This window comes from Pullulanibacillus sp. KACC 23026 (assembly GCF_029094525.1).
Lineage (GTDB): Bacteria > Bacillota > Bacilli > Bacillales > Sporolactobacillaceae > KACC-23026.
In genome coordinates this window covers 3060578-3085606 of record NZ_CP119107.1, presented here as the reverse complement: position 1 = coordinate 3085606, position 25029 = coordinate 3060578, and the positions used below count along the sequence as shown (strand labels likewise).

Annotated in this window: 16 protein-coding genes; 13 read left to right on the top strand and 3 right to left on the bottom strand. The window is 42.9% G+C overall.

What is annotated here, in order from left to right; translation table 11 throughout:
* Positions 1–73: 73 nt before the first annotated feature.
* Entirely contained in the window at positions 74–3055 is a 2982-nt protein-coding gene (locus tag PU629_RS14160; RefSeq protein ID WP_275280714.1) for a PD-(D/E)XK nuclease family protein, read from the top strand.
* Complete coding sequence (locus tag PU629_RS14155; protein ID WP_275280713.1) at positions 3048–6266, top strand: UvrD-helicase domain-containing protein; 3219 nt, start codon at positions 3048–3050, stop codon at positions 6264–6266. The genes PU629_RS14160 and PU629_RS14155 overlap by 8 nt, the downstream gene beginning before the upstream one ends.
* Before the next feature lie 413 nt (positions 6267–6679).
* Here the strand turns inward: PU629_RS14155 and pepF are convergent, their stop codons facing one another.
* The gene (pepF, locus tag PU629_RS14150) at positions 6680–8470 is read right to left on the bottom strand and encodes an oligoendopeptidase F (RefSeq protein WP_275280712.1); all 1791 of its coding nucleotides are present in this window, start codon (positions 8468–8470) and stop codon (positions 6680–6682) included.
* A gap of 223 nt (positions 8471–8693) precedes the next feature.
* Here pepF and PU629_RS14145 point away from each other — a divergent pair, with 223 nt between their 5' ends.
* From PU629_RS14145 to PU629_RS14135, 3 genes are all read left to right on the top strand, one after another.
* Positions 8694–9581 (top strand): NAD-dependent epimerase/dehydratase family protein, encoded by an 888-nt coding sequence (locus tag PU629_RS14145; RefSeq protein ID WP_275280711.1) that lies wholly within the window; start codon positions 8694–8696, stop codon positions 9579–9581.
* A 377-nt stretch (positions 9582–9958) separates the two neighbouring features.
* Complete coding sequence (locus PU629_RS14140; protein WP_275280710.1) at positions 9959–10150, top strand: hypothetical protein; 192 nt, start codon at positions 9959–9961, stop codon at positions 10148–10150.
* A gap of 142 nt (positions 10151–10292) precedes the next feature.
* On the top strand, positions 10293–10436 hold the full coding sequence (locus PU629_RS14135) for a hypothetical protein (protein ID WP_275280709.1): 144 nt from the start codon (positions 10293–10295) through the stop codon (positions 10434–10436).
* A 706-nt stretch (positions 10437–11142) separates the two neighbouring features.
* Here PU629_RS14135 and PU629_RS14130 read toward each other — a convergent pair.
* Entirely contained in the window at positions 11143–11301 is a 159-nt protein-coding gene (locus PU629_RS14130) for a hypothetical protein (RefSeq protein WP_275280707.1), read from the bottom strand.
* Between the two features lie 96 nt (positions 11302–11397).
* Here PU629_RS14130 and PU629_RS14125 point away from each other — a divergent pair, with 96 nt between their 5' ends.
* The 3 genes from PU629_RS14125 (at position 11398) to PU629_RS14115 (ending at position 15184) form a co-directional block, all read left to right on the top strand.
* A complete protein-coding gene (locus PU629_RS14125; RefSeq protein ID WP_275280706.1) occupies positions 11398–12063 on the top strand; it encodes a VOC family protein in 666 nt (221 codons plus the stop codon).
* Between the two features lie 325 nt (positions 12064–12388).
* The gene (locus PU629_RS14120) at positions 12389–12478 is read left to right on the top strand and encodes a putative holin-like toxin (RefSeq protein ID WP_275280705.1); all 90 of its coding nucleotides are present in this window, start codon (positions 12389–12391) and stop codon (positions 12476–12478) included.
* Between the two features lie 405 nt (positions 12479–12883).
* On the top strand, positions 12884–15184 hold the full coding sequence (locus tag PU629_RS14115; protein WP_275280704.1) for a UvrD-helicase domain-containing protein: 2301 nt from the start codon (positions 12884–12886) through the stop codon (positions 15182–15184).
* A gap of 1747 nt (positions 15185–16931) precedes the next feature.
* Here the strand turns inward: PU629_RS14115 and PU629_RS14110 are convergent.
* Positions 16932–18521: a long-chain fatty acid--CoA ligase gene (locus PU629_RS14110; protein WP_275284433.1), complete on the bottom strand. Its 1590-nt coding sequence runs from the start codon at positions 18519–18521 to the stop codon at positions 16932–16934.
* A 314-nt stretch (positions 18522–18835) separates the two neighbouring features.
* On the opposite strand from PU629_RS14110, the gene PU629_RS14105 reads away from it, so the two are divergent.
* The 5 genes from PU629_RS14105 (at position 18836) to PU629_RS14085 (ending at position 24994) form a co-directional block, all read left to right on the top strand.
* Positions 18836–19333 (top strand): GNAT family N-acetyltransferase, encoded by a 498-nt coding sequence (locus tag PU629_RS14105; protein ID WP_275280703.1) that lies wholly within the window; start codon positions 18836–18838, stop codon positions 19331–19333.
* A 479-nt stretch (positions 19334–19812) separates the two neighbouring features.
* Positions 19813–20376, top strand: a complete 564-nt coding sequence (locus PU629_RS14100) for a hypothetical protein (RefSeq protein WP_275280702.1) — start codon at positions 19813–19815, stop codon at positions 20374–20376.
* 742 nt (positions 20377–21118) lie between these two features.
* Positions 21119–22663 carry a cation:proton antiporter gene (locus PU629_RS14095; RefSeq protein ID WP_275280701.1) on the top strand — a complete coding sequence of 515 codons (1545 nt, stop codon included), beginning with the start codon at positions 21119–21121 and terminating at the stop codon, positions 22661–22663.
* A gap of 75 nt (positions 22664–22738) precedes the next feature.
* Positions 22739–23266: a hypothetical protein gene (locus PU629_RS14090; protein ID WP_275280700.1), complete on the top strand. Its 528-nt coding sequence runs from the start codon at positions 22739–22741 to the stop codon at positions 23264–23266.
* A gap of 486 nt (positions 23267–23752) precedes the next feature.
* Positions 23753–24994 carry an MFS transporter gene (locus PU629_RS14085; RefSeq protein WP_275280699.1) on the top strand — a complete coding sequence of 414 codons (1242 nt, stop codon included), beginning with the start codon at positions 23753–23755 and terminating at the stop codon, positions 24992–24994.
* Positions 24995–25029: the final 35 nt, after the last annotated feature.

The window sequence follows — 25029 nt, the reverse complement described above, 5'->3', positions numbered from 1 at the left end:
GCATTTTGTATTTAAGGTTCTCAGTTTTTGACCATATAAAGGTTTTTATTAATGAGTTAGGGGAGGTATGACGGTGTTACCTTATGTAAAGAGGTTAAGAAGCATTTGTGAGGCGCATCCTTTAGAAGAAAAAATTCTAATCGTGGATGCTTTTGCTAGCGGTGAGCAAATTTTGCAGGCTTATTTAGAGGAAGGCTATCATACCATTCATCTAAAACCGATGACCGTGTATGAGGCGGCGCGCAACATTATCATGGAAAAGGCTCTTGAGTGGGTTGAGCCTATTGAGCCAAGCGTTGGCATTCAACTTGTCTATCAGCTTTTAAATTCGTTAAAGGAAAAAGGTGATTTAATCTACTTTAACGAGATGAAGGTCACGCCATCCTTCAGTCAGGCGATCTATCAAACTCTGGAGACTCTAAGGCTAGCTGGATTTACGAGTAAAACACTTGATTCAAAAACTTTTATATCAGTGGAAAAAGGAGAAGATCTGCTGCAGCTACTTTCGGCTTATGAAGAGCTTCTTGCAGCCTATCAATTAAAAGATGAGGCTGACTTATATAGAGCGGCGATACAAGCCGCCCGGCCAAGGGAGACCGGGGCGATTGTCATCCTGCTGTCCAATCTTTCTTTTACCAATCTTGAAAAGCAGTTTCTAGACAAATGGCTGCCCAAAAACGTGTATAAACTCCCGCTCGCACCCGTGTATGGCCTCCAAGCCCCTCAGTCTGACATGGAATGGGGGGAGCCGACTCCGTTTAGTTATTTGTATCAATTAGAACAAGTGACGGAAAAACCAAAGCTGACCATGTTTACAGCCCAATCAGAGGAAGCTGAGCTTAAGCAGGTTCTAAACACGATAAAATCAGCTTCTGCACGACTCGATGATTGCGTGATCTACTATACGAATCCCGATCCTTATCTGACAACCGCACATCTTTTAGCGGAGAAGTTAACGATCCCGATCACGTTTGGTGAAGGATTGCCGATTACCTTTAGCCGGCCAGGAAGACTCGTTATGGGGTTTCTCCAATGGGTGAAGGACCATTACAGCGTCCAACGCTTGATTGACTTGCTGGGAGAAGGGGTGCTGCAGCTTGGCGAAGGCGCGCCAACAAAGGCGATGACCTCAAGACTTCTTCGCGATGCAAGGATTGGCTGGGGAAAGGAGCGCTATGCAGCCCAGCTTGAAAAATTAGCCCAGAGATTAGCTAAAGACATTGAGGAAACAGAACAAAACGTTGAGAAACGTGACTACCTTGAAATGAGATTAGGACAAGTACAATGGCTGAAGACGTGGTTTCAACATCTCTTTAAGCAGCTCCCTGATTCCGATCAAGACATCCGTTATCAAGGCATGTTGGAAGGCATTCAATATCTACTAAAGAATCATGCGAAAACGGCGTCAGCCACAGATGAGGAGGCCAAATCGGCTCTATTAGAGAAAATCAAATTAGTTATGCCCATTGCGAATGACGTTTTACAGCCTTTTGATGCCTATGAAAAAGTACATGATCTGTTGCTTGAGATTCGCATTCAGAGTTCACGTCCAAAGCCTGGGCATCTTCACATGACGTCTTTTAAAAATGGGGTGTATCAAACACGCAGTCATGTGTTCATTGTGGGACTGGATCAACGAAAATTTCCTGGGCAATCCATTGTAGACCCGCTGCTTCTTGAACAGGAAAGAGTGCAGTTGGGGCACCAAATAAGGCTACTTGGAGAGAAAGCGAAAGACAACTTATATACAATGGTCCAGATGCTCGCTCATACGGCTGGCCCGGTTTCATTGAGCTACTGCCATTTCTCTCTCCAGGAAAATCGAGAGGTCAATCCGTCCCATCTTTTTTTACAAAGTTATCGATTAATGTCTGGTCACCATCAAGCGGAATATAAGGCCCTTCAAACACTCCCAACCGTCCAAGAAGGTTGGGAACCGCTGGAAGTCAAGGATTATTGGAATGAACTTTTACTCAAAAATGAGCCATGTGATCTGGATGATAACATGTTGACCGAGCACCGTCATTTGGTTTATGGATTAGAAGCTGAAGCGGCTAGGCAAGAGGAGGGGCTAACGGCTTACGATGGGTTGGTAGAAGTCGATCTGAATCGCTATGATCCAACCGTAAACGCGGCCCTCCATATGTCCGCGAACCGGCTTCAGACGCTTGCCCAATGCCCCTATTCTTACTTTCTGACAGAGGTATTGAACGTTCGACCGATTGAGGACATCGCCTACAACCCAAATGTTTGGTTAGATGTCTTGTCACGAGGAAGTCTTCTCCATAGCATTTTTGAAACATTTTATAAAACCATTAAGGACCGCCATGAAAAACCGACGCTTACGGCACATGAGGCACTGATTATAAAAATTGCCCATGACAAGATTGCAGAGCAAAAAGAGATGGCTCCGCCGCCTAATGAGCGGGTGTTTGAGCGGGAGGTTGAGGACGTCATCCACTGCTGTCTCATTTTCCTGAAAGAGGAAGAGATTCATGGTGAGCGCTATGAAGCCCTGCATTTTGAATACCCATTTGGAATCAATGGCATTGAGCCTGCCGTTGTCACATTGCCGTCCGGTCATTCCATTCGGGTGTCCGGTATTGTCGACCGGGTCGACCAATCCGCAGATGGACATTATCACATTATTGATTACAAAACGGGTAAAACGACGATGTATAGCGGAAACGGCTATTTCAGAGGCGGACGCCAGCTGCAGCATTTTATCTATGCACTGGCGATTGAACAGCATCTGCAGCTAGAAGAGGGGGCCGTTAAAGCGAGCTCGTATTACTTTCCTTCTACAAAAGGGAAGGGAGAGCGCTATGTCCGATGGCAGAATGAAACGACGCGAACAAATGGGATGGACATTCTAGAGAGACTCATTGAGACCATAAGCACGGGAACATTTACGATGACGGATGACGAAAAGGATTGTAAGTATTGTGAGTTTAAAGCCGTCTGCAGGCGCCATACTTATACGAAAGAGATCTTGGACAATAAGCAATCCGCTGCCACTGTTCAAGTTTTTAAGGGGATTAGAGCCTATGAGTAAATCAATTGTGGATCAAAGAGAACGGGATTTAATCAAAAGCTGCTTGAATACGAACATGCTCGTTGAAGCGGGAGCAGGCTCCGGAAAAACGACGAGTCTAGTAGAGCGCATGGTGAATTTGATCCGAACCGGCACCTGTCAAATTGATCAGATGGTCGCCATAACTTTTACAAAAAAAGCTGCCGATGAGCTAAAAATTCGTTTTCAGACGGGGCTTGAAGCCAATTGGCTGAACGCTGAAAAACATGAAGAACGGCTTCGTTTAGGTGTGGCCATGCAGAATATGGATCAATGCTTCCTAGGGATGATACATGCTTTTTGTTCACGCCTTCTTAGAGAACGCCCGATTGAAGCGGGACTCGATCTTGCCTTTTCAGAACTTGAGGAGGAAGAGGATAACGAACTATTGGAAGAGGGATGGCAACTCTTTCTTCATACCCTTCATGAAGAACAGCCTGAACGAATGAATGAGATGAGTGAATTAGCCGTTCCGATTGACTCTTTATTTGAAAGTGTCAAAGAAATGAGGCAATACCCGGATGTCAACTTTTACACTGAAGAGGTAGAAAAGCCTGATCTTGAGCTCGCCTATCATGAATGGATGAATGTTTTAAAGGAAGCGCGCCTATCCATACCAGAGGAAGAACCTCAAGGCGGCTACGATCCTCTTCAGAAGCTTATCCGTGATGCCATTCGGAAAAATAGCCATTTGCAAACCTACTCAGACAAGGCAGCGGTTGAGATTTTTGAAAGCTTTAACAAGAAATTGTCTATAACCCAGAAAAAATGGACAACCAAAGAGGATGCAAAGTATTATAAGGAGAAAATTTCTGTTCAAGTTGAATCCGTAATACAGCCTCTTCTGCTCTCGTGGAAGGAATATTGCCATTCCAAGATTATCGCAGTCATTCAGGACGCCCTGAGTTATTATGAGCAATTAAAGAAGGAACGCTCTCTGTTAAACTTTCAAGATTTATTGATGAAAACAGCCCAGCTTCTAAAAGAAAATGCAGAAGTTCGGCGTTATTTCCAGCAAAAATACAGTTGCTTGCTGGTCGATGAATTTCAAGATACAGACCCGATTCAAGCCGAAATCATGTTTTTCTTGACGAGCCAGCAAGCAAATGAACAGGATTGGACAAAATGTGTCCCAAAACCAGGCTCGCTTTTTGTCGTCGGAGATCCGAAGCAAGCGATCTATCGATTTCGCCGGGCAGATATGGATACTTATAATCGCGTAAAAGCGTTAATAGAAGCCAATGGCGGGTGGATTCTGCATCTCACTATGAACTTCCGATCGGTAAATATGGTGACAGAGGCGTTAAATAGTGTGTTTGAGAAGCAATTTCCGCACGAAGAATCAAGTTTCCAAGCAGCTTACCGGCCTCTCATTGCTTATAAGGAAAGTCAAGATGAAGCGGAGCCAGCGATCGGTTGTTTGACGGTTCCGGCGGATTATTCGAATAAAGAGCAGGTGCTTGAGGCCGATGCTGAGCAGATTGCTCGTTATATCACAGACCGGATTCAAAACGGAGCTAGAGCCAATGACTTCATGATTTTAACCCGTTATACGGAAGGAAATGTGACCTATGCAGAAAAATTGGAGCAGCTCGGGATCCCTGTGAGTGTCATTGGGAACGCTGTGATCGGTGAAATGCGTTTATTTCAGGAAATGCTTCTTTTACTAACGACATTTGTGGATTCAACGGATGAAGTCGCCTTTACTGCAACCGTTCGCGGGCCCTTCTTTGGTATGAGTGACCAAGACCTTTATGATTGGAAGGAAGCGGGCGGCAGGTTTTCGCTTTATAGTGCCGTTCCTGATGGGTTGACTACAGTCATCCAATTAAAATGGAAGGGTGTTTTGGATAAGCTTGTAACTTATGACAAGTGGACCCGGCAATATTCACCAACTGTTGCCATTGAAAAAATCTTTGAGGACGTGGGATTTTACCCGCTTTTGATGAAGCATCAGCTTGGAAAAAGGGCGTATAAAGCGCTCCTTCAGCTTATTGAACAGCTTAGCCGGCAAGAGCAAAATGGCCACACCGCTTTCAAGGACGCCGTGACTTTTTTAACTAACTTGATCCATGAAAAAACGGTTGTAGCGAACTTGGAAGGGGAGGAGGATACCGTTCGTGTGATGAACGTTCATCAGGCTAAAGGATTAGAGGCACCCGTCGTATTCCTTGCTCATCCTAAGAAAAAGGTCAATATGAAAGATCGTGTCTCTTACCATATTAAACGCGAAGGTCAAACCTCGACGGGCTATTTTGCTTTTAGCAGTAAAACAAGTTCGTTCTCTTCCCGATTATTGGCCTGCCCTCCAAATTGGGAAGCCTTAAAACAAGAAGAGCTAACCTACCAGCTAGAGGAAGAAAAGCGGATTGTGTATGTCGCTGCCACCCGTGCAGAAAGGCAACTGGTCATCAGTTCAAGCGCTAAATCCAATGATAACAATCCGTGGCATAATCTCTTGTCCATTGAAGGAATCGAGGAGATCAGTGTACCGGATGAGGTCGCCACTCAGGAAAATCAGCCCTATCTGCTCACTTTTTCAGACTACCAGGCAAAGCTCTCTCAGCGATTGGATTGGCTTCTGGAAAGTCGAGAAAAAACCTATGATACATGGAGCCCAACGGAAGATAAGGATTTTAGTAAGGTAGTGGATCTTGATAGAGAAGCAGGAGGAGGCCTCGCATGGGGAACGATCATTCATGCCATTTTTGAAAAAGTGGTGAAGGGTGAACCGATTGCTCAGTTGGCAAAAAATTTATTAAAAGCAAACGGACTTGAAGAAACGCGATATGACGAAATCGTGGACATGGTTAACCTCTTTAGGCAGTCCGAAATATGGCAAGAGCTCCAAGCTGCAGATAAAGTGCTCACAGAGGTCCCTATTACGTTCATGCTCGACCCTGCCGACCGTCTTTACGCACACATTCAGGAGGGGCAAAAATCAGACCACTTTATTATCGTCAAAGGGGTTATTGATCTCGCTTATAAAATCAACAATGCCTGGCATCTGGTCGATTACAAAACCGATCGTGTCAAAAACGAGGCAATCCCGCTCCTTCGTGATTTCTATAAAAGCCAAGTCGAGTTCTACCGGTCTGCCTGGGAAGAACTCACAGGCGAGACCGTCGAAACAGCCAGACTCTTCTTCTGCTGGAATAGCGACGCCCTCCAAGACCGGATACAGAGGGTGTAAAAAAGCGAATCTGCGTTACGCCTAAATTTTATAGGCATAAACGAGGCCACAACTATTTCGAGAAATTACTAGACTCGACAACTATTTATGTTCATTTAAATGGTGGAGATGTTCCCACCTTTCCAATGGTTTTGCCGCATATAAGGTAATACTATTATCGAAAATTATGAGGCGAATGAAATTGTTTATTTATAAATTCAAAAAGGAGAATGTGAATGGGGTGTCTTTTGGGATTATTATTTGGAATCGTAGGATTTGTGATCCATCTTGTCATTAAATGGGTATTGCTTTTTGTCATTTTTATATTAATCCTTATTTTTCTTATAGTTGGCTTGATTCGGAAGTTGTTTAGGAGGTTTTGACAGCTTTATAAAAAGAAGACGGGATGAGGTCCGTCTTCTTTTTGGGGCTAATTAATCTAATGCGGCGAATTCGTCGACTAAACCGCTGAAAATGGCAAGGGCATTTTGAATGGGCTCAGGTGTGGTCAGGTCAACGCCGGTCGCTTTTAATAGTTCAAGCGGATAATCGGAGCTGCCGCTTTTTAAGAAATTCAAGTAATTTTTGAGCGTTTCTTGATCGCCTTCGAGAATTTTGTCAGCGATATGAATGGCGGACGTATAGCCGGTTGCGTACTTATATACATAAAAAGGGCGATAAAAGTGCGGAATCCGTGTCCAACTGTATTTGATTTCGTCGTCTAATACGACTTCCGGGCCGTTGTAGTCATGATATATTTTTTCATAAATAGCATTAAAGACATCGGTGTTCAGCGGCTCATCCTTCTCCGCTTTTTCATGGGCCAGTTTCTCAAATTCAGCAAACATGACTTGTGTGAAAAAGGTCCCTTTAAAACTGTCAATAAAGTGATTGAGCAGGTGCTTTTTCAGGAGCTTATCTTCGGTTGTTTTGAGCAAGTAGCGGATTAATAAAACCTCGTTTACTGTTGAGGCAACCTCGGCAACAAAAATAGTATAACTCGCTGTGATTTGCGGCTGGTAGGTTGTACTGAAATAAGAGTGCATTCCGTGACCGCATTCATGGGCTAGTGTAAAAAGACTGTCCAGATCATCACGGTGATTGAGCAGAATAAACGGATGAACACCGTAAAGTCCCATATTATAGGCACCGGACCGTTTTCCTGGTGTTTCGCGGACATCAATATAGTGTTTGTCTTTGAAGGTTGAAAGAATCGAAATATATTCCTCGCCGAGCGGTGCGAGACCCTTCAGCATGATGTCAAACGCCTCTTCAAAAGAAATAGTCTGCTTAGCGCCTTGCACAAGAGGGACGCTCAAATCATATTGGTGGAGCTCATCCAAGCCCATTTGCTCTTTACGAATGGACATATATCGGTGCAAAGGGGCAATGTTGTCTTTCGTTGCTTTGATGAGATGATCATAGACTTCTTTTGGTACATTATCGGCAAAAAGCGCTTTTTCAAGGGCAGACGGATAGTGGCGGAGACGTGATACCGCTACATTGTTTTTGACGGCAGAAGCATAGGTGGTTCCAATCGTATTTTTAAGATGGAGATAGGGCTGGTAATAGGCTTTAAACGCTTCAATCCGTTTTTCACGATCCTCTGACTCTAAGATTTTGGCATACATCCCGCGGGTTAGTTCGACTTTTTCATCGTCCTCATTGGTAACGTCGCCAAACTTGATATCAGCGTTATTGATCATGCCAAAAATGCTTTGCGGAGCACTGAGCGCGGTGCTCATCTGTGACAGAACATCCTCTTGTTCTTTACTCAGAACATGTTTTTTATAACGATAGACCTCAAACAGATCCTCTTCGAAATACGTTAGCTCCGGAAGTTGTTCTATGTACCCTTTTAAAGTTGATTCGTCCAAGCTTAATAAATAGGGCCTGAAAAAGGCGGTCGCACTGCCTGCTTTTTGACCAATTTGTCTCGCTTGATCCATCAAAGCTTGTGAGGCGGATACTCGTGTATCACTATCCACTTTAAACATGGCATAAGCATAGACCTTTCGATAAATAAAGCTGAGCTCTTCTTCTAATTTTAAAAAGTTATAAAGCGCTTGAGCGTCATGAATATTCCCATCAAACGCTTTTAACTCCTCAGCCAATTTCAGAACAGACTTTGCGTCCTGTTCCCAAGCCTCTGTTGTGGAATAGATGTCCTCTAAACGCCACTTCTCATGTGCAGGTACGTCGTCTCGTGTTTGATAACTTTTCATATCTATAGGCCCCCTAACATTTCGGATATCGAAAAAAACTTGTTTGATAGAATTGTATCATATATTGACGGACCAAAACGATAGCTAGCAAGGACTTTCAATCGACATAAACTAACAAATCATCTTCGTAAATGCGCGGAAATGAAAATAAAGGATTTCGAGAGGAGAGTGGTGAATGTTGTTAATAGTGCTTGACTAGAAGGCAGATAGGGGGAAACCAATCATGACAAAGGTACTTGTATTAGGCGGGACGCGCTTTTTTGGAAAAAAATTAGTTGAGAAATTTATCCAAGAAGGTGCGGATGTGACGATTTTGACAAGAGGAAAGACTGACGATGACTTCGGTGATGCCGTTTCGCGACTCAAGGCAGATCGCACCGATTCGGAAGCGCTCAAGAAAGCGTTAGGAGACGCTTCTTTTGATCTCGTCTATGATAATATTTGCTTTGGACCGCAGGAGGCCGCTGCTATTATAGAACTCTTAAGGGGCCGTGTGAAAAAATACATCGTAACGTCTTCCATGAGTGTTTATGAGGTTGGCGGCGCTCCAAAAGATGAAGGCTCATTTAATCCCTACAGTTATCCGGTTTCTAATCCCTATCCAACAGACTATGATTATGGCGAGGGCAAACGATTAGTTGAAGCCGTTACGTTTCAAAAAGGTCTGATACCAAGTGTTGCCGTTCGTTTTCCGATCGTACTAGGTCATGATGACTATACCCACCGTCTTCATTTCCATATTGAACATGTGCAAAAGGGCATACCGATTGGTCTTCCTAACCCTGCGGCGGAGATGTCGTTTATTCTATCTGATGAGGCGGCCACTTTCTTGTACTGGCTTGGGCAAACGGACATAGAAGGTCCATATAACGCGAGTTCAACAGGCGCTTTCACCTTATCTCACATCCTAGATTTAGTTGAAAAAGCAGCAGGGAAGCCTGCTGTTATTGAAGCTAAAACAGAAGAGGCTGCCAACATGTCGCCATTTGGTGTGCCGGACAGCTGGTATATGGCGGTTACCAAAGCGACAAAAGCAGGGTTTACGTTTAGTGTGCTCGAATCCTGGCTGCCTCAACTGATTAACGAAATCGCGGCCGGAACAAAAGAATAAAATGAGACGCCCCTTTAATCGATGTTAGAGGGGTTTTTAATGCGAGCGGCCGCCAACCTACCAAAAATGCCATAGGGTGCGCAAGAGGGGCAAGCGCACGAAATTGGTCGTGGCAGAAAACAAAATGGAGCGCAACTGGAGAGGCACACGAAATTAGCCGTGGCGACATCCAAAATGGTGGGTAAGAAGAGCTTGCCCACGAAAATGGATGAGATGAGAGCCAAAATGGTGGGTAAGAAGAGGTTGCCCACGAAAAGTCGGCGAGTGAACCATTTCCACTCATGAGTGAGTGGATGGGCGGAGTAAAAATTGTTATCAATTTGTCACACACATTTGTCAATGCCCCAAATACATATAAATAAAGGGGGAGATTGCAGGTGATAATTATTACCCTAAACAGTGGTAAGGAATTTAAGCTGGATGACCTCAAAATTGATGATTTTTATTTTTTTCTCAAAAATCGATTAGATGCGTATGGTTTTCTTGACCTTGAAAAAGGGTTAGTGATTAGACCGGACAGCATTTCAAGTATAGAAGAATATGAGGACAATAATCGTCAGCGTCCTTAGGGATGCTATTTTTATGGAGGGGCTTTCCCTCTTTTTGAAAAATTTATGGCAACGGTTATTACCAATAGGATGAATATTTGGCAGCCAAGTTAGGCATTTTACATAGAGAACTTTAATTAGCTGAGCAGGAGGGGGCTATTTCATGGATCATGAGGCAAAAAATTACGATGAAAAATTAACAGAACAAATTGCTTATGCGGAGCGTAATACGAGTGATAATATTCCGACCGATAATGGCTTGAATCGTGAGGAAGGGAAAAAAAAGAAAAATCAAATCGACAGTTGACCTTGAAAGACGGCCTTATAATAGGCCGTCTTCTGCATTATACGTTTCATTAATGGTCAATTTAGGTGTGCCTATTGTCGTTGTATATAGCGGGATTCAGAGAGTTTTTTACAAATTTTAAGCGGAATTTTTAAATTTTGTATTGAAATTGTAAGCGATTTCAATTATAATAAATTTAGGTTGGATGACACTAGTGGTCATCAAGGTATTTAGCGTAGGCGGGGCTGATACCACGTATAAGTCATTTAATACTTTAATTTTAAAGCATCCATTTGAGGTGCTTTGAGGTTAGGATTAGTCAAAATAGTCTCTTATGGCGCATTTTACGGGTGCCATCACCAAATGAATGGATAACCTTAATGACCTAGACATCCCAATTAAGCTTATCTTTCAGGGGCTTAAAATTTTTACAAAGAAAAGCAATTGGTTGTGGATGAAGTTGGTCCATTCCTTAATCAAGGCAAGATTCTTGAGACAGTTAAATCCTAACCTCTTTTCATTTAAAAAAATTTGTTGTCAAAATGGAATCCATCTTTTAGAACAGACATATTTGAGTTGTCTGTTCGATTTTGACATTTTCCTGTTCTAGCTTCCCTTCATTTTCCTTACCTATAATCCCCACAAAAAACTAGCAACCATCATTTGAATGGCGGAGTAGAAACGTTAGCTCATGTAAGACAAGCTTAAGTCCAGTATTGCAATGTATTTAATCGCGCATCGCTCCAGCTTCTCGAGACGTCATCGCGCCTTCTCCTTCGTTAATATCTTTTTTAATTTGCTTTTTTACCTTTTGGGCATTCGTCCCAGCATATTCAGGATTCATCATAGAACCGGGATTACCTTTAGCTTGTTTATTTTGCGGCATACAAACCCTCCTCATCATTTTTGGTTTCTTAACATTATTATCTACAAAAGATCTCGCAGTATGAATGACAAAGAGGTCAGTATTGGAGGGATTTTAATGGAGATAAGAAAAGTAACGCTTATGACACATAAACTCAAAGAAATGAAAGAATTTTACCTGAATGGCTTAGGCTTTAAGCTAGTGAGTGATGACGTTTCTGCGTTTACCATTCAGGCAGGAAAGAGTGAGTTGACCTTTATAAACGAACAAGGAGTTAGAAAGCCTTTTTATCACTTTGCTTTTACAATTCCGGCTGAATTGTTTTTGTCTGCCAAAAAATGGGCCGAAAAAAGGGTGAAGTTGAATCGGGACAAAGGGGCGGATGAAGTTACTTTTAACCGAGGAAGATCGATTTACTTTGAGGACCCAGCTGGTAATATTGTGGAGTTTTATGCTCGAAATTGTTTTCACGCAGAGGCTGACGCGTTCTCAATTGATGAAATTATTGAAATTAGTGAGATCAATCTTACAGTAAATCAGGTTGTTCGAACGGGAGGGGTACTCGTGAATTTAGGTTTTACCCACATAGATGAAGGGCCATTAAGCGAGACCTCCTTAAATTTTATCGGCAGTCCTGATGTCTACTTCCTTGTTGGACCAATTGGGCGCGTTTGGTTCTTTTCTGATAAAAAAGCTGAAAGTCATCCTGTACGAGTTGAACTTGTGGATCGAACAGTGGTGTCAGTGGATGAGAAAGGCGACATGGTTGCAACCAAATATTAATGCAGGTTAGCAGATCAAAAAATGATGTCATTTTTTTTGCGTGGATTTCATTCAGGTGATTATACTAAAGGAACAGTGTAAGAGATTTGTCAGAAGAGGCTATCTTCCTATTGTTAATGGAGAACAATGGTGCTAGGCATGATTCGCTTAACGCTGAAAAAGAGGCGTGAAAAGCTATTGTATGAATTTGTAGGATTTTGATAGAAAAAGGTGAGAGAACGTGTGTTTGTTTTGTGGAAGTTTATGGGTATAATAGAATAGATAAGCGAACTGAATAGGGTGGTCGGCTAACCCCTCTTTCGAAAGGGGGTGAGGCCCACTGAGTATGTATGAGGTTTTGACGTTGCTGTCTAGTTTCGGCACGCTCCTGATTGCAATGCTCGCGTTGATCACATCCATGATCAATAAAAAATAGACCCCCCTATTGCCCTCAACAAGTAAATTAGGGTGAGGTCTATTCTCTCGGATAGCCGACCCCCTGGGGGAATCGCTTATCAGTGAGGCCACAGTTCCCGCTGTGGCCTTATTTAATTTACTCAAATTTTTATATTATTATACCATCCTCGAAATAACGGAACAAGTGAAACGCGGGGGGACGCGGGGGGAACGCGGGGACGGTTCTCCTGTTTCATTTTTCCCCAGAATCAAGGTTGTTCTCACCCTTATGAAATATATATGGCTAATTAGGCAAGATCCTTTTTAACTTTGCCGATAAAGGGTGAAACGCGAGAACCGTCCCTGTGTTTCAGAGGAATGAAACGAAAGAACCGTCCCTGTGTTTCAAAGTTTCGTGGTAAAATAGTCTGCAGGTGATGATTCAATGGAGAAGAAGCGATTTTTTTGTAGGCCAATGGGGGCGCCCGGGAGTGTGGTTCCGCGCGCGGAGTTGGCGGATAGTCAGACGAGCAGGCAGTTGGTTAGTGAGTCTGAATGGGATGCTGTTTATTTTCGATCTCTTGAGGAGACAGGTATCTTTTTAAACAAGCCTCAAATTGAAGCGGTTCGGCATTATGAGGGACCGCTGTTAACGTTAGCGGGGGCAGGAACGGGGAAAACCTCTGTACTGGTGTGTCGGACAGGCTATTTAATGGCGATCCATAATGTGGACCCGCGGAATATATTGCTTGTCACCTTTACATCGAAAGCAGCAGGGGAGATGAAGGAGAGGATTGCGAAACTGCCAGGGTTAACCAGACAAAAGGCAACTCAGGTTGAGGCAAGAACCTTCCATTCCTTTTTCTTGAAGATAATTCGAAGCAGAGGCTTTAATCAAAAGATATTAAGCAATGAGCGTGTTAAGCAGATTACGATTAAGCAAATTTTGAAAAAAATGGGTGTTGAGGATACTTATCAGCCTGAGACACTGATTTCGATATTGTCTTCTTATAAAATGAACATCTTGACCGTCGAGGATTTGCCAAGTCGGACTGATGAGGAAAAAGAAGTGAAGCGAATTCTCTCCGCTTATGAATCGTGGAAGCGAGAGACCGATCAAATTGATTTTGATGATATTTTAACAGAGGCTTATCGCCTTTTGAAGGAAACACCTTCCTTATTAAAAATGCTGCAGGCCCGGTTTCGCTATATTATGGTCGATGAATTTCAGGATACCAATCCACTGCAGTATGAACTCGTCAAAATGCTTGCTTATCCTCGGCATAATCTTTTCGTGGTTGGCGATGATGATCAAACCATTTTTTCGTTTAATGGAGCTAATAATGGCATTATTTTAAACTTTGATAAGGCGTTTCCTGAAGCCAAAACAGTGACGCTTGATATTAATTACCGCTCACCAAACGGCATTGTCGGGCTGGGAAATACAGTCATTCAACATAATAAAGAAAGAAAACTGAAAACCCTGAAGTCAACAAAGGAAGAGGCACTCACACCGCAATTTTTGCGGCCGGTGGATACAGACCAAGAGGCGGAGTGGGTGATTGAGGCTATTAAGGAAAAGGTGTTAGAAGGGAAGAGTCAGTATCGGGATATCGCGATTCTTCATCGGACGGCAAGCAGCAGCCGGGCGATATTTGAGCAACTGACTCTTGATGGGATTCCATTCGTTTCTTATGGCGCAACCGATCAAACCTTTTATGAGCAGTGGCCGGTTAAAATGGTTGTCAGCTATTTAAGGCTTGCCGTTGATCATCACCATTTTGAGGCAATGGAAGATCTATTACCCACTCTCTTCATCAATCGAGATCAAGGCATGAGGGTCATCCGTGAGAATGAAGCTATACAGCCAAAAAAATACCCTCTGATTCATTTGACTGCCATTCATACGCTTAAAGGCTTTCAGAAGGACGCGATTCGCGATCGAATTAAGCTCATTAAAGGGTTGAAAGATTTAGAGCCAGTGACGGCAATTAAGCAGATCAGAAGTCAATTTTATGATAAATACTTAGAAGCAAATGATCGACAAACCCCTACCGTTAATAAGGAAACGCTAAAGGAAGCCTTGGACGAATTAGAGACTTCAGCGAAACGGTTTAAGAAAATTTCAACCTTCGTAGAGTTGATAGATGATATGATCAGGAAAAATCAGGAAATGGTGAAGTTGAGGTCGGACGTTCAAGCGGATGCCGTGTCTCTCATGACGATCCATCGTTCGAAAGGCTTGGAATTCCCAGTGGTTTATCTTATCGGAGCGTCCGACGGGATTCTTCCGCATAGTACAGCCCTTGAAGCAAACAAGATGGAGGAGCGGGCGGTTAGAGATGATAAAAAGAACACTGTCCATCAAGCCACTGAAGAAGAACGGCGACTGTGCTATGTAGCGATTACAAGAGCCCAAGAAGAGCTTTATATTAGTTCACCAAAGGTTTATAGAGGGAAAAAAGCGGACGTCTCAACCTTTTTATTGCAGGCATACCCCGGTGAGAACCAAGATAAGACGGTGGGAGTCAAGGAAAAAGAGCGGAGGACGAGTCAGGCGTCAGGGACTAAATTAGGGAAACCGGACTCTACTGAGCGACCGAAAAAAACGTTTTTGGCCTGGCTGTGCACCAGTGACTCGTGTCATATATGGCAAAAAATCATCACGTATGAAGATACAGAGCTCGAACATAAGGATTGCCCGCTTTGCCAAAGCAAGATGGTTAAAGGGATAAAAACGTTTTAAAATACAAAAGACGTCTTGTTCGCTTTCGATGAAGAAGCGGACAAAACGTCTTTTTGCTTAAAGGGTTTTCGTAAAACAAGAGACTTGCTTTTTGAGCGAACCGCGTGGCGCGTCTAAGTGTGGCGCCGCTTCCAGGGCAAGAGAGCGCAATCCTAAAAGGTCGGCAAAAAATCCAAGAAGGTTGGTCAAAGATCCAAGAAGATTAGCTCAAAATCCGAGAAGGTTGACCAAAAATCCGAGAAGGTGTGGGACTGGGCCGAAACAAGAGAGCGCAATTCTAAAAGGTCAACAAAAAATCCAAGAAGGCTAGTCCAAAATCCAAGAAGGTTAGCCCAAAATCATAGAAGGTCGACCAAAAATCCGAGAAGGTGTGAGACTGCGCCCAGACAAGAGTGCGCAATCCTAAAAGGTCGACAAAAAATCCAAGAAGGTTAGCTCAAAATCATAGAAGGTCGACCAAAAATCCGAGAAGGTGTGGGACTGGGCCGAGACAAGAGTGCGCAATCCTAAAAGGTCGGCAAAAAATCCAAGAAGGTTAGCTCAAAATCCAAGAAGGTCGACCAAAAATCCGAGAAGGTGTGGGACTGGGCCGAAACAAGAGAGCGCAATCCTAAAAGGTCGACAAAAAATCCAAGAAGGTTAGCTCAAAATCATAGAAGGTCGACCAAAAATCCGAGAAGGTGTGGGACTGGGCCGAAACAAGAGAGCGCAATCCTAAAAGGTCAACAAAAAATCCAAGAAGGCTAGTCCAAAATCCAAGAAGGTTAGCCCAAAATCCTAGAAGGTCGACCAAAAATCCGAGAAGGTGTGGGACTGGGCCCAGACAAGAGTGCACAATCTTAAAAGGTCGGCAAAAGATCCAAGAAGGTTAGCTCAAAATCCTAGAAGGTCGACCAAAAATCCGAGAAGGTGTGAGACTGCGCCCAGACAAGAGTGCGCAATCCTAAAAGGTCAACAAAAAATCCAAGAAGGTTGGTCAAAGATCCAAGAAGGTTATCTCAAAATCCTAGAAGGTCGACCAAAAATCCGAGAAGGTGTGGGACTGGGCCGAGACAAGAGTGCGCAATCCTAAAAGGTCGGCAAAAAATCCAAGAAGGTTAGTCCAAAATCCAAGAAGGTTAGCTCAAAATCCTAGAAGGCCGACCAAAAATCCGAGAAGGTGTGGGACTTGGCCCAGACAAGAGTGCACAATCTTAAAAGGTCGGCAAAAGATCCAAGAAGGTTAGCTCAAAATCATAGAAGGCCGACCAAAAATCCGAGAAGGTGTGGGACTGGGCCGAGACAAGAGTGCGCAATCCTAAAAGGTCAACAAAAAATCCAAGAAGGTTGGTCAAAGATCCAAGAAGATTAGCTTAAAATCCTAGAAGGTTGACCGAAAATCCGAGAAGGTGTGGGACTGGGCCTAGACAAGAGAGCGCAATCCTAAAAGGTCGGCAAAAAATCCAAGAAGGCTAGTCCAAAATCCAAGAAGGCTAGTCCAAAATCCAAGAAGGCTAGTCCAAAATCCAAGAAGGTTAGCTCAAAATCATAGAAGGTGTGGGACTGCGCCCAGACAAGAGTGCGCAATCCTAAAAGGTCAACAAAAAATCCAAGAAGGTTGGTCGGAAAATCCAAGAAGGTTAGCTCAAAATCCTAGAAGGTTGACCGAAAATCCGAGAAGGTGTGTCACAATAGTCACTTGAAACGGGAGAACCGTCCCCGCGTTCCACCCACGTCCCACTGTCCCCGCGTTCCACACCCCAGCGTTTCATCCAATAAATTGTTCGCGGAGTTTGGCTTTCATGAATTTGCCGGTTGAGGTCCGGGGGATTTCGTCTATAAAGACAATGGTGTCAGGTAGATACCATTTTGGAAATTGTGGTGCGAGAAAGGCTAATAGATCTTCTGGGCTAACGGTTTGGCCAGGTTTTAGAACGACTGCTGCTAATGGCCGTTCCTGCCATTTCGGATGGGGAATGGCAATGACCGCGGCTTCTGCGACGGCTGGATGGCCCATGATGGCATTCTCTAAGTCAACGGAACTGATCCATTCGCCGCCTGACTTGATTAGATCCTTTGTCCGGTCCGTTATTTTAATGTAACCTTCTTCGTCAATCGTGGCTATATCACCTGTTCGGAGCCAGCCATCCTTAGAAAAACTCGAAGCAGTTTCGGGCTGCCGATAGTAGCTGCTGGTGATCCATGGGCCGCGAACTTCAAGTTCTCCCATGGCTTTACCATCCCATGCCGCTTCACCTTCTTCTCGCATAATACGTGCTTCAACAAATGGGACGGCAATTCCTTGTTTGGTCTTAAGCTTAATTTTCTCATCCTCAGTGAGATCGTTCATAGTCTTCTTTAAAAAATTGGTACTGGCGAGTGGCGTTGTTTCGGTCATGCCCCATGCATGCAGAACGTGACATCCGTTTGCTTCGAGCTTACGAATCGTGCCTTCAGGAATGGCGGCGCCTCCTGATACAACGCGTGTGCCCTTTATGTTCCATCTTTTAGGAAAACATTCTAAGGCTTCAGCGACACCTAACCAAATCGTTGGCACACCGCCTGTTACGGTAACCCCTTCACGATCTATCAATTCGAGCAGGCTCTCTGGGTCCAAATGAGGGCCTGGATAAACTTGCTTCGCTCCAACCATGGCTCCGGCATAAGGGAATCCCCATCCATTAACGTGAAACATAGGGACTAGTGGAAGAATGGCATCTTGGTTCGAAAGGTTAAGCGCATCCGGCGTCACCTCCATGAGCGTGTGCAAGACAAGGGCACGATGGGAGTAGACAACACCTTTTGGACGACCGGTTGTCCCTGATGTGTAACACATAGCAGCGGCTTCATTTTCGTCGATTGAAGGAGCAAGGAAGCGTCCAGTCGCTGTCGCAAGAAAATCCTCGTAGCTTTCATAGCGTGTAGGGTTAACGGGCTGGCCGGTAAGAGGCACTACAAAAATACGTTCAAACGAGACTTGATCGCGGAACTGTTCAAGGAGAGGTAACAGGACGTCGTCAATAATTAAAAAGCGGTCTTCGGCATGATTAATAATGTAAGCGATATCATTTGGAGGAAGACGAAGATTTAAAGTATGAAGGACCCCTCCTGTTGCTGGAATACCAAAATAAGCTTCGGCATGAGCGTAATGATTCCACATCAGGGTGGCAACGCGATCACCCGGGTTCAGTCCTGCTCTTAGAAGGGATTCAGCAAGCTGTTTCGCACGCTTGGCGAATGCTGCATAAGTATACCGATGGATTGAGCGATCTGGCAAGCGTGAAACAATCTCTGTTTTAGCATAATAGCGCTCTGCCCGGTCTAGAAAATGTGTCAAGGTCAATGGAAAAGACATCATCGTCGATTGAATCATCCGAATCCTCCTTAGAGTCCAAGGTTTTGCTTTTTAATTCTTGTTACTTATAATATACAGTAAAAAAATCTCGCAAGTATGTCGAAAATTAGCGAGAGTGGCTTAAAATAATAAATTTTTTCTTTATACTGGTAAGAAAAGAAGTGGATTTTTCACAGGCTAACACGATGAATTTCAAGGAGGAGGCCCACTAAAATTATGAAAGCAAATCCTGAAAAATAGCAGCCCATCGTGATTGGGGAGGGGAGATTTTAGTTATTAAGCCAATAGAGAAGGCTATTAAAGGAGAAGCGAGAGAAATGATGACACCAGTAAAAAAAGAGGCAGGGGTCACCCTTGATTTTTATAAAGAAATCTACAAAAGAGACCTGTATGACTATCATTTATCTGAAGAACACAGCCAATATACCTCATTGCCAGTAAATGCCTTGAAGCTCTGTGAAGAGGATCCCAGCAGATATCCCATTGTGATCTTATATAATGGAGCAGTAGCCGGCTTTTTTGTCCTTCATGGCTGGGAAGGCGTTCAGGCTTATTGCGATCACCAATCAGCTATTCTAATAAGAGGTTACTCGGTTAAGCCGAGCTATCAAGGAAAAGGCATTGCAACTAAGTCGTTAAAGCTATTAACCCCCTTTATAAAACAGCATTTTCCGGATAAAAATGAAATCATCTTAGCCGTCAATCATAACAATGTCATTGCCCAGCATGTGTATAAGAAAAGTGGTTTTATCGATAAAGGGAAAAGAGTTCTAGGAAGAAAAGGGGAGCTCTATATTTTTCATAAAGATTTATGAGGAGCGAAGAGGCATGCGGTTACCTGCATTTAAAAGCGGAAACAGCATGCCTTTATTTTGTATTCAGGTTGAGTTTAGCAAAGGCCTCTCTAGAAATACGGAACCTCATCCCTCTGTTGCTAGGAGGGGACTTGAGAATGGAATAATTTCGAAAACGTTAGCATCCGTTTGTTTAGTGAGCCTTTCTTTCAGAAGTATTAATGGATCGATTTAACAGGTTCTGTTTCGTGGATATTTCGAAAAAAACACACAATGGTCTTGGACAAGCTGAGATTATGTTTTACTTAATATAGAACCAAGTCGCAATAATAAGAAAAATAAGTGTCGCCTTAGTTTTTACTTAGATAGGAAAGTGGTTCAATAAGGCCACTGAATGCAGGGTATTACGAAATACAATGAATGGAATTCGAATATTCAAGTTGATCCACCAGTCACTGTCATACCTTGGTTCATAACAGATAAAGAGAGGGGAATCAGATATGGAAAAGAAAATAAAAGATCTGTATGAGCGTTTCCCAAATGAACATAAGGATCTTGCGCTGTTCGCTCAGCACTTAATCGATTCACTGAACCAGTTTAAAGAGAATCGACTGAAGGTTTATACATCTGGAAATGATAAAGAGGACAGCTTGCTGAATCTAGCCTTCTTTAAAAGTGTCTATCGATCACAAGAAATCATTTTCAATGAGCTTAAATGGGCAAGTGAGCACACCGAACAAATCGAAGCGCGGTACCAAGACTATCTGCAAATACCAGAACTTCAAGCATTTAAAGAGGCGGTTCCAGTTAGTTACAGGGGCCTCGCTATATTCGTTGAAGAATTAATGGCGTGCTTCGACGATTTAAAAACAGATACACTCTATCAAGTCGGAATGAAAGTGCTTAAAGATGATAAAAGCGACTTTCATGAAGAAAAAGTGCTCCTAGAAGTCATCGATGAAGTCAAACGAGACATGATCAATGAACTGGAAAAAACCAAAGAAGACATCAAAAACAACGGCAAACCAGGCTACATCCAACACTACAAAGATGGCGTACATTAAAGTGAAACGCGGGGACGGTTCTCGCGTTTCACTTTTTTCTGTTCAAAGCTCCAATGGTCTTATTAAATAGGATAGGCGGCTGTTCCCACCCAAGAAGCGAGAAGTGGGGGCTTCCATCACCCCAAGAAGGCGTCCCCCCCCCGCGGCGTGTTAGGAGGCTATTGCCCATCCTAAAGAGGTGTGCCGACTGAAGTCCGCTGCGAGCAATAAGCCTCCTGTTCGTCTTAAAGCGAGGTGCTGGAGAGCCCGCGATTGTCCTTTTTCGCTTGTAAACGGGAGGTTTTAGTGTCACTTCTTTAGACTCTCTTTTCAACTTAACTCTTTACAAGTTAAGTCTGAGGATATATGATTAAAGTAACTGTATTGTAATGATTTTGTAATATAGTTTGTGTGTCAGCCAATCGACCGTGATGAGATGGACTCATTTCATTCTAATTGAATACATACATAAAAGTAAGCATTTTGGAGGAGTCTGTCACCATGGGACATTTATGTCCAGGTGGCGGGCTCCTTTTTCTATACATCGTGAATCTTTTACCGATAGAGACCGTGGACTTGTCTAAAAATTTAACCCACGAGAACTGGAAAAGGTAAAGGAATGACCTTTTAAAGCAGACTTGTCTATTTATCAAAAACAAGTTCAAACTATATAAAAGGAAATTTTAATGAAAGGAATCAAAAAAAGATGAATGCTTTCCTAATGACGGTTCAACCCAGCCTTTCTGCGCACGGGTTCAACGATATGATGATTCAATTAATGATCCTCCTGACGGTTAGTGTAGGGGTGGCGGTATTTGCGTATTATAAGAAAACGCCTTATAGCATTCCATTAGTCATAGTCGGACTCATATTAGGTATGTTGAATGTCCCAATTGTGGATGAATCCAAGCGTTTTATAACAGACTCAGAAGTGTTTCAAATCTTTGTTATTTCCATTTTCTTACCAGCATTATTAGGAGAAGCGACCTTAAAATTACCGTTTAGTCACTTAAGAGAAAACAAATCACCTATTTTGTCATTGGCAATTGGCGGAACGCTGGTTACTTATGTGATCGTGGGCTTTGCCAGTCATTATCTACTTGGATTAAACCTCATTGTCGCTTTTACATTTGCCGCGCTAATGAGTCCAACCGACCCTATAAGTGTCCTGCAAATCTTCAAGCCATTAGGCGTTAACAAGAAGATGAACGCCATCATTGAAGGTGAAAGCTTATTTAATGATGGCGTCGGAGTCGTTTTATTTAAAATATCCTCCATTTATCTGATTGCTTATATGCAAATGGGAGCTGCCGGCTTTGGACAAGGCTTAATCTTATTTTTGAAGTTTGCTATCGGCGGCACCCTTATAGGTCTTCTGTTTGGCTATTTAGGTTCTATTTCTATTAAAAGGATTGACAGCTACCCGCTGGAAATCACCATTTCGATTATAGTCTTTTTTGGTTCCTATTTGACTGGCGAGCAATTTCACGTCAGCGGTGTGATTGCCGTGGTGGTGGCAGGGTTACTTTTTGGGAATTATGGGGGGAAGATTGGCATGTCTCCCGTAACGAAACTGAACATCCACAATTTTTATGATGTTATTGCTTTTATTGCCAATGCCGTAATCTTCCTTATGATTGGTTTGGAAATCTCTCAAATTAATATTGGGGGCCGCTGGGGAATGATCGCTCTTGGAATCGTGATTGTTCTTGTCGGCCGCAGTATTGCTGTTTATGGAGCTCTATCATGGTTAAAAGATATACCGGCAAGATGGAAACATATTTTAAATTACGGTGGACTAAAAGGAAGTTTGTCCATTGCATTAGCGCTTAGTTTGCCAAGAACTTTCCCTGGACGAGATGATATTATCGTCTTAACGTTCAGCGTTGTCATCTTTTCTCTATTAGTTCAAGGATTGACGATTAAACCGCTGATCTCGAAATTGAAAATTATTGAAAATCAAGACCATATATGGGAATACGAAGAGGTCATTTCAAGGATTAATCGGAGCAAAACGTCAATTTTGGCTTGGACAGATATGAAAAATAAGGCTCTTCTTATGGAGAGCGATTTCAACGAATTAGTTGCTCAGCAAAATGAGCTGTTAAATAAGGACTATCAGCTTTTAGCATCACTTTATGAATCCTATCCTGAAATTCGGGAGGAACAATTAAAGGATGCGAAGCGAAAAGCGTATTACCATCAATATCAAACACTCAATTACTTGGGTTCAAATGAAGTCATTTCACAAAATACACTGGAAGAGCAGCAAAAAGAGATATTAGAAAAAATTCAAGAGCTCTCATAAAAAAGGGGGGCAGATTACCATTGATCTGCCCATTCCCCCACACTAGTTAAAGACTTGATAATAGGATGTGAAATCATGCATGAAGAAACATTATATAAACGATTGTTTGCACCATTTATCTTATTAGTACTTGCCTATGAATGGATCGCTTCTGGGATCGACAAACTCTTCAATCACCAATTTCCGCAAGAATTGAACCGAGGATTGAGTGTTAGCATTAATAAATTACCGCGTTCGGTTGTCGCGAATTTTCTAAATAGACTAACGATGGCGCATCCCGTTTTATTTGCTGTGGTATTGGAGGTTGGCGAACTTTGTTTAGGTATTTGTTTCTTCGTGATCGCCATGTCCTTATTCAGAAACAAATTAACTAAACTGATTCGAATCATTGGCATATGGGCGGGGATTATTTCTTCTATTATGGCGATTAATTTCCCGTTTTTAAAAGGAGAAGACCTCTTTCTTGATATCACTTCGAACAATAGAGGACTTTCAATGGATTTCTTACTCTTTCTTGTACAGATTTGGGTGGCGATTTTCTTCTTCACATTAGACCGTAAACAAGTGTCAGAGGAATTATACCCCGATGAATACAATCAATAAGAAGAGAGCGGTATACTCGTAAACTATTAATGGAGATATCCAGACGAGAAGGCTCTATCGAAAAATAGGTGACGATCAACTATAGACTTCAACAGTTATGTTGAGGTCTTTTTCTAGCAAAGACCTCTGCTGAAAAATTGACTGCTTGACAAAAACTGTCCCCACGGATTATGGAGGAAAGGGATTTTTCGCAAGCAAGCAAGATACTTATTCGAGATAGTCAATTCATGGTGGTGCTTCAAGCAGTAAGTTTGTTGTTAAAAGATGAAATGTTTAAACAAATAAGCGATAATAAAGGAATCCATTAGATGGGTTGAAGTGGTTTTGCGAAATTTTAGCCAATCAACAGAGCCTTTAAGGTTCAGAAAAAAGGTTGAGGTATTAGAGTTTTTGGTTCGAGCGAAAGTTAATCGTTCGATTCATTGACTAAAGAGGCGAGACGGGTTGCGAATGTAGTCATCATGTATTAATAATGGGGGAGTTTTTTTGTTTAGCAGAATTCAAGGAAATGCGAGGGGCTGTCTAATTTATGAGCCGCTTTTTATTTTGCCTAATAGTATGCTCACGATGTATGTGTCGGTTTATATGCTGCAGCTCGGAACCAATGAAAAGCAGATTGGATACATTACCTCAATTGGACTGGTGATTCAGATTCTGACTTCTTTTATAAGCGGGTATTTGACAGACAGGATGGGACGGAAGCGGGCCCTTTTGTATTTCGATCTAATTGCTTGGACCGCAGCCGGTCTTATTTGGGCAATTTCCCAAAACTTCTGGTACTTTTTGATTGCCGCGGTCTGTAACAGTTTTCAAAGAGTTCCAACCACCGCTTGGTATTGTCTCTTGGTTGAGGATACGGATGCAAAGGACCGTTCCATTGTTTTTAGAGTGCTGCAGCTGATCAGTGTGATCGGCGGGTTGTTCGCACCGCTTGGAGGGTTGCTCGTTCATCACTTTTCGCTTGTACCGGCGATGCGGATCATGTACCTCATTTTTGCGGTCTGTGTGACCATTATGAACTACACGCGAAATGCCGCAACTCATGAAACGGAGATCGGTATTCGAAAACGGAATGAAAGCCAATCCCTAAAATTAAAAAGTACATTGCTTGAATATATTCAAGTGATGAAAGCTCTTTTGTCCAATCCTTTGTTAGTCATCGTATTTGGCATTTATATTTTGTTTAATTTCCAAATGACTTTACAAAATACGTATCTATCCATCTACTTGGTCGAGGCGCTACATATTAATGCCGCCCTTATTGCCATTTTTCCAGCGGTGTCTTCAATCGCGATGCTCGGGCTGCTCTTCTTCGTCATTCCGCGGTTTGTTGAGGCAAAAGCCAATCAATATATCGTGTGGGGCTTTGCCTTGGCGATCCTTGCTAATGGCATTCTCATTTCCATTAATACGGGTCAACTCCTGCTCGTTATCCTTAGCACCATCTTGAGTGCGGCCGGTAGTTTTATTGCCAGTCCTTACTTAGAAGCGATTGTCCAGAATGTGATGGAAGACGACCAGAGGGCTAAGATGTTTTCGATCCTTCAAGTCTTAATTCTATTATTTATTTCTCCAGCAGGGATAATTGGTGGCTGGACCTATACCATTAACCCCAAATTGCCGTTTGTCCTTATCATTCTTTCTTTTGTCGCCGGCATCCTGTTATTAATAAGCTTAATCTATAAGGAAGGGAAAGTCCGGCAAGCAGAAAGTATGGGATCGAAATAATGGCCAAACACGTGTCGACCAGTTACACGAAAAAA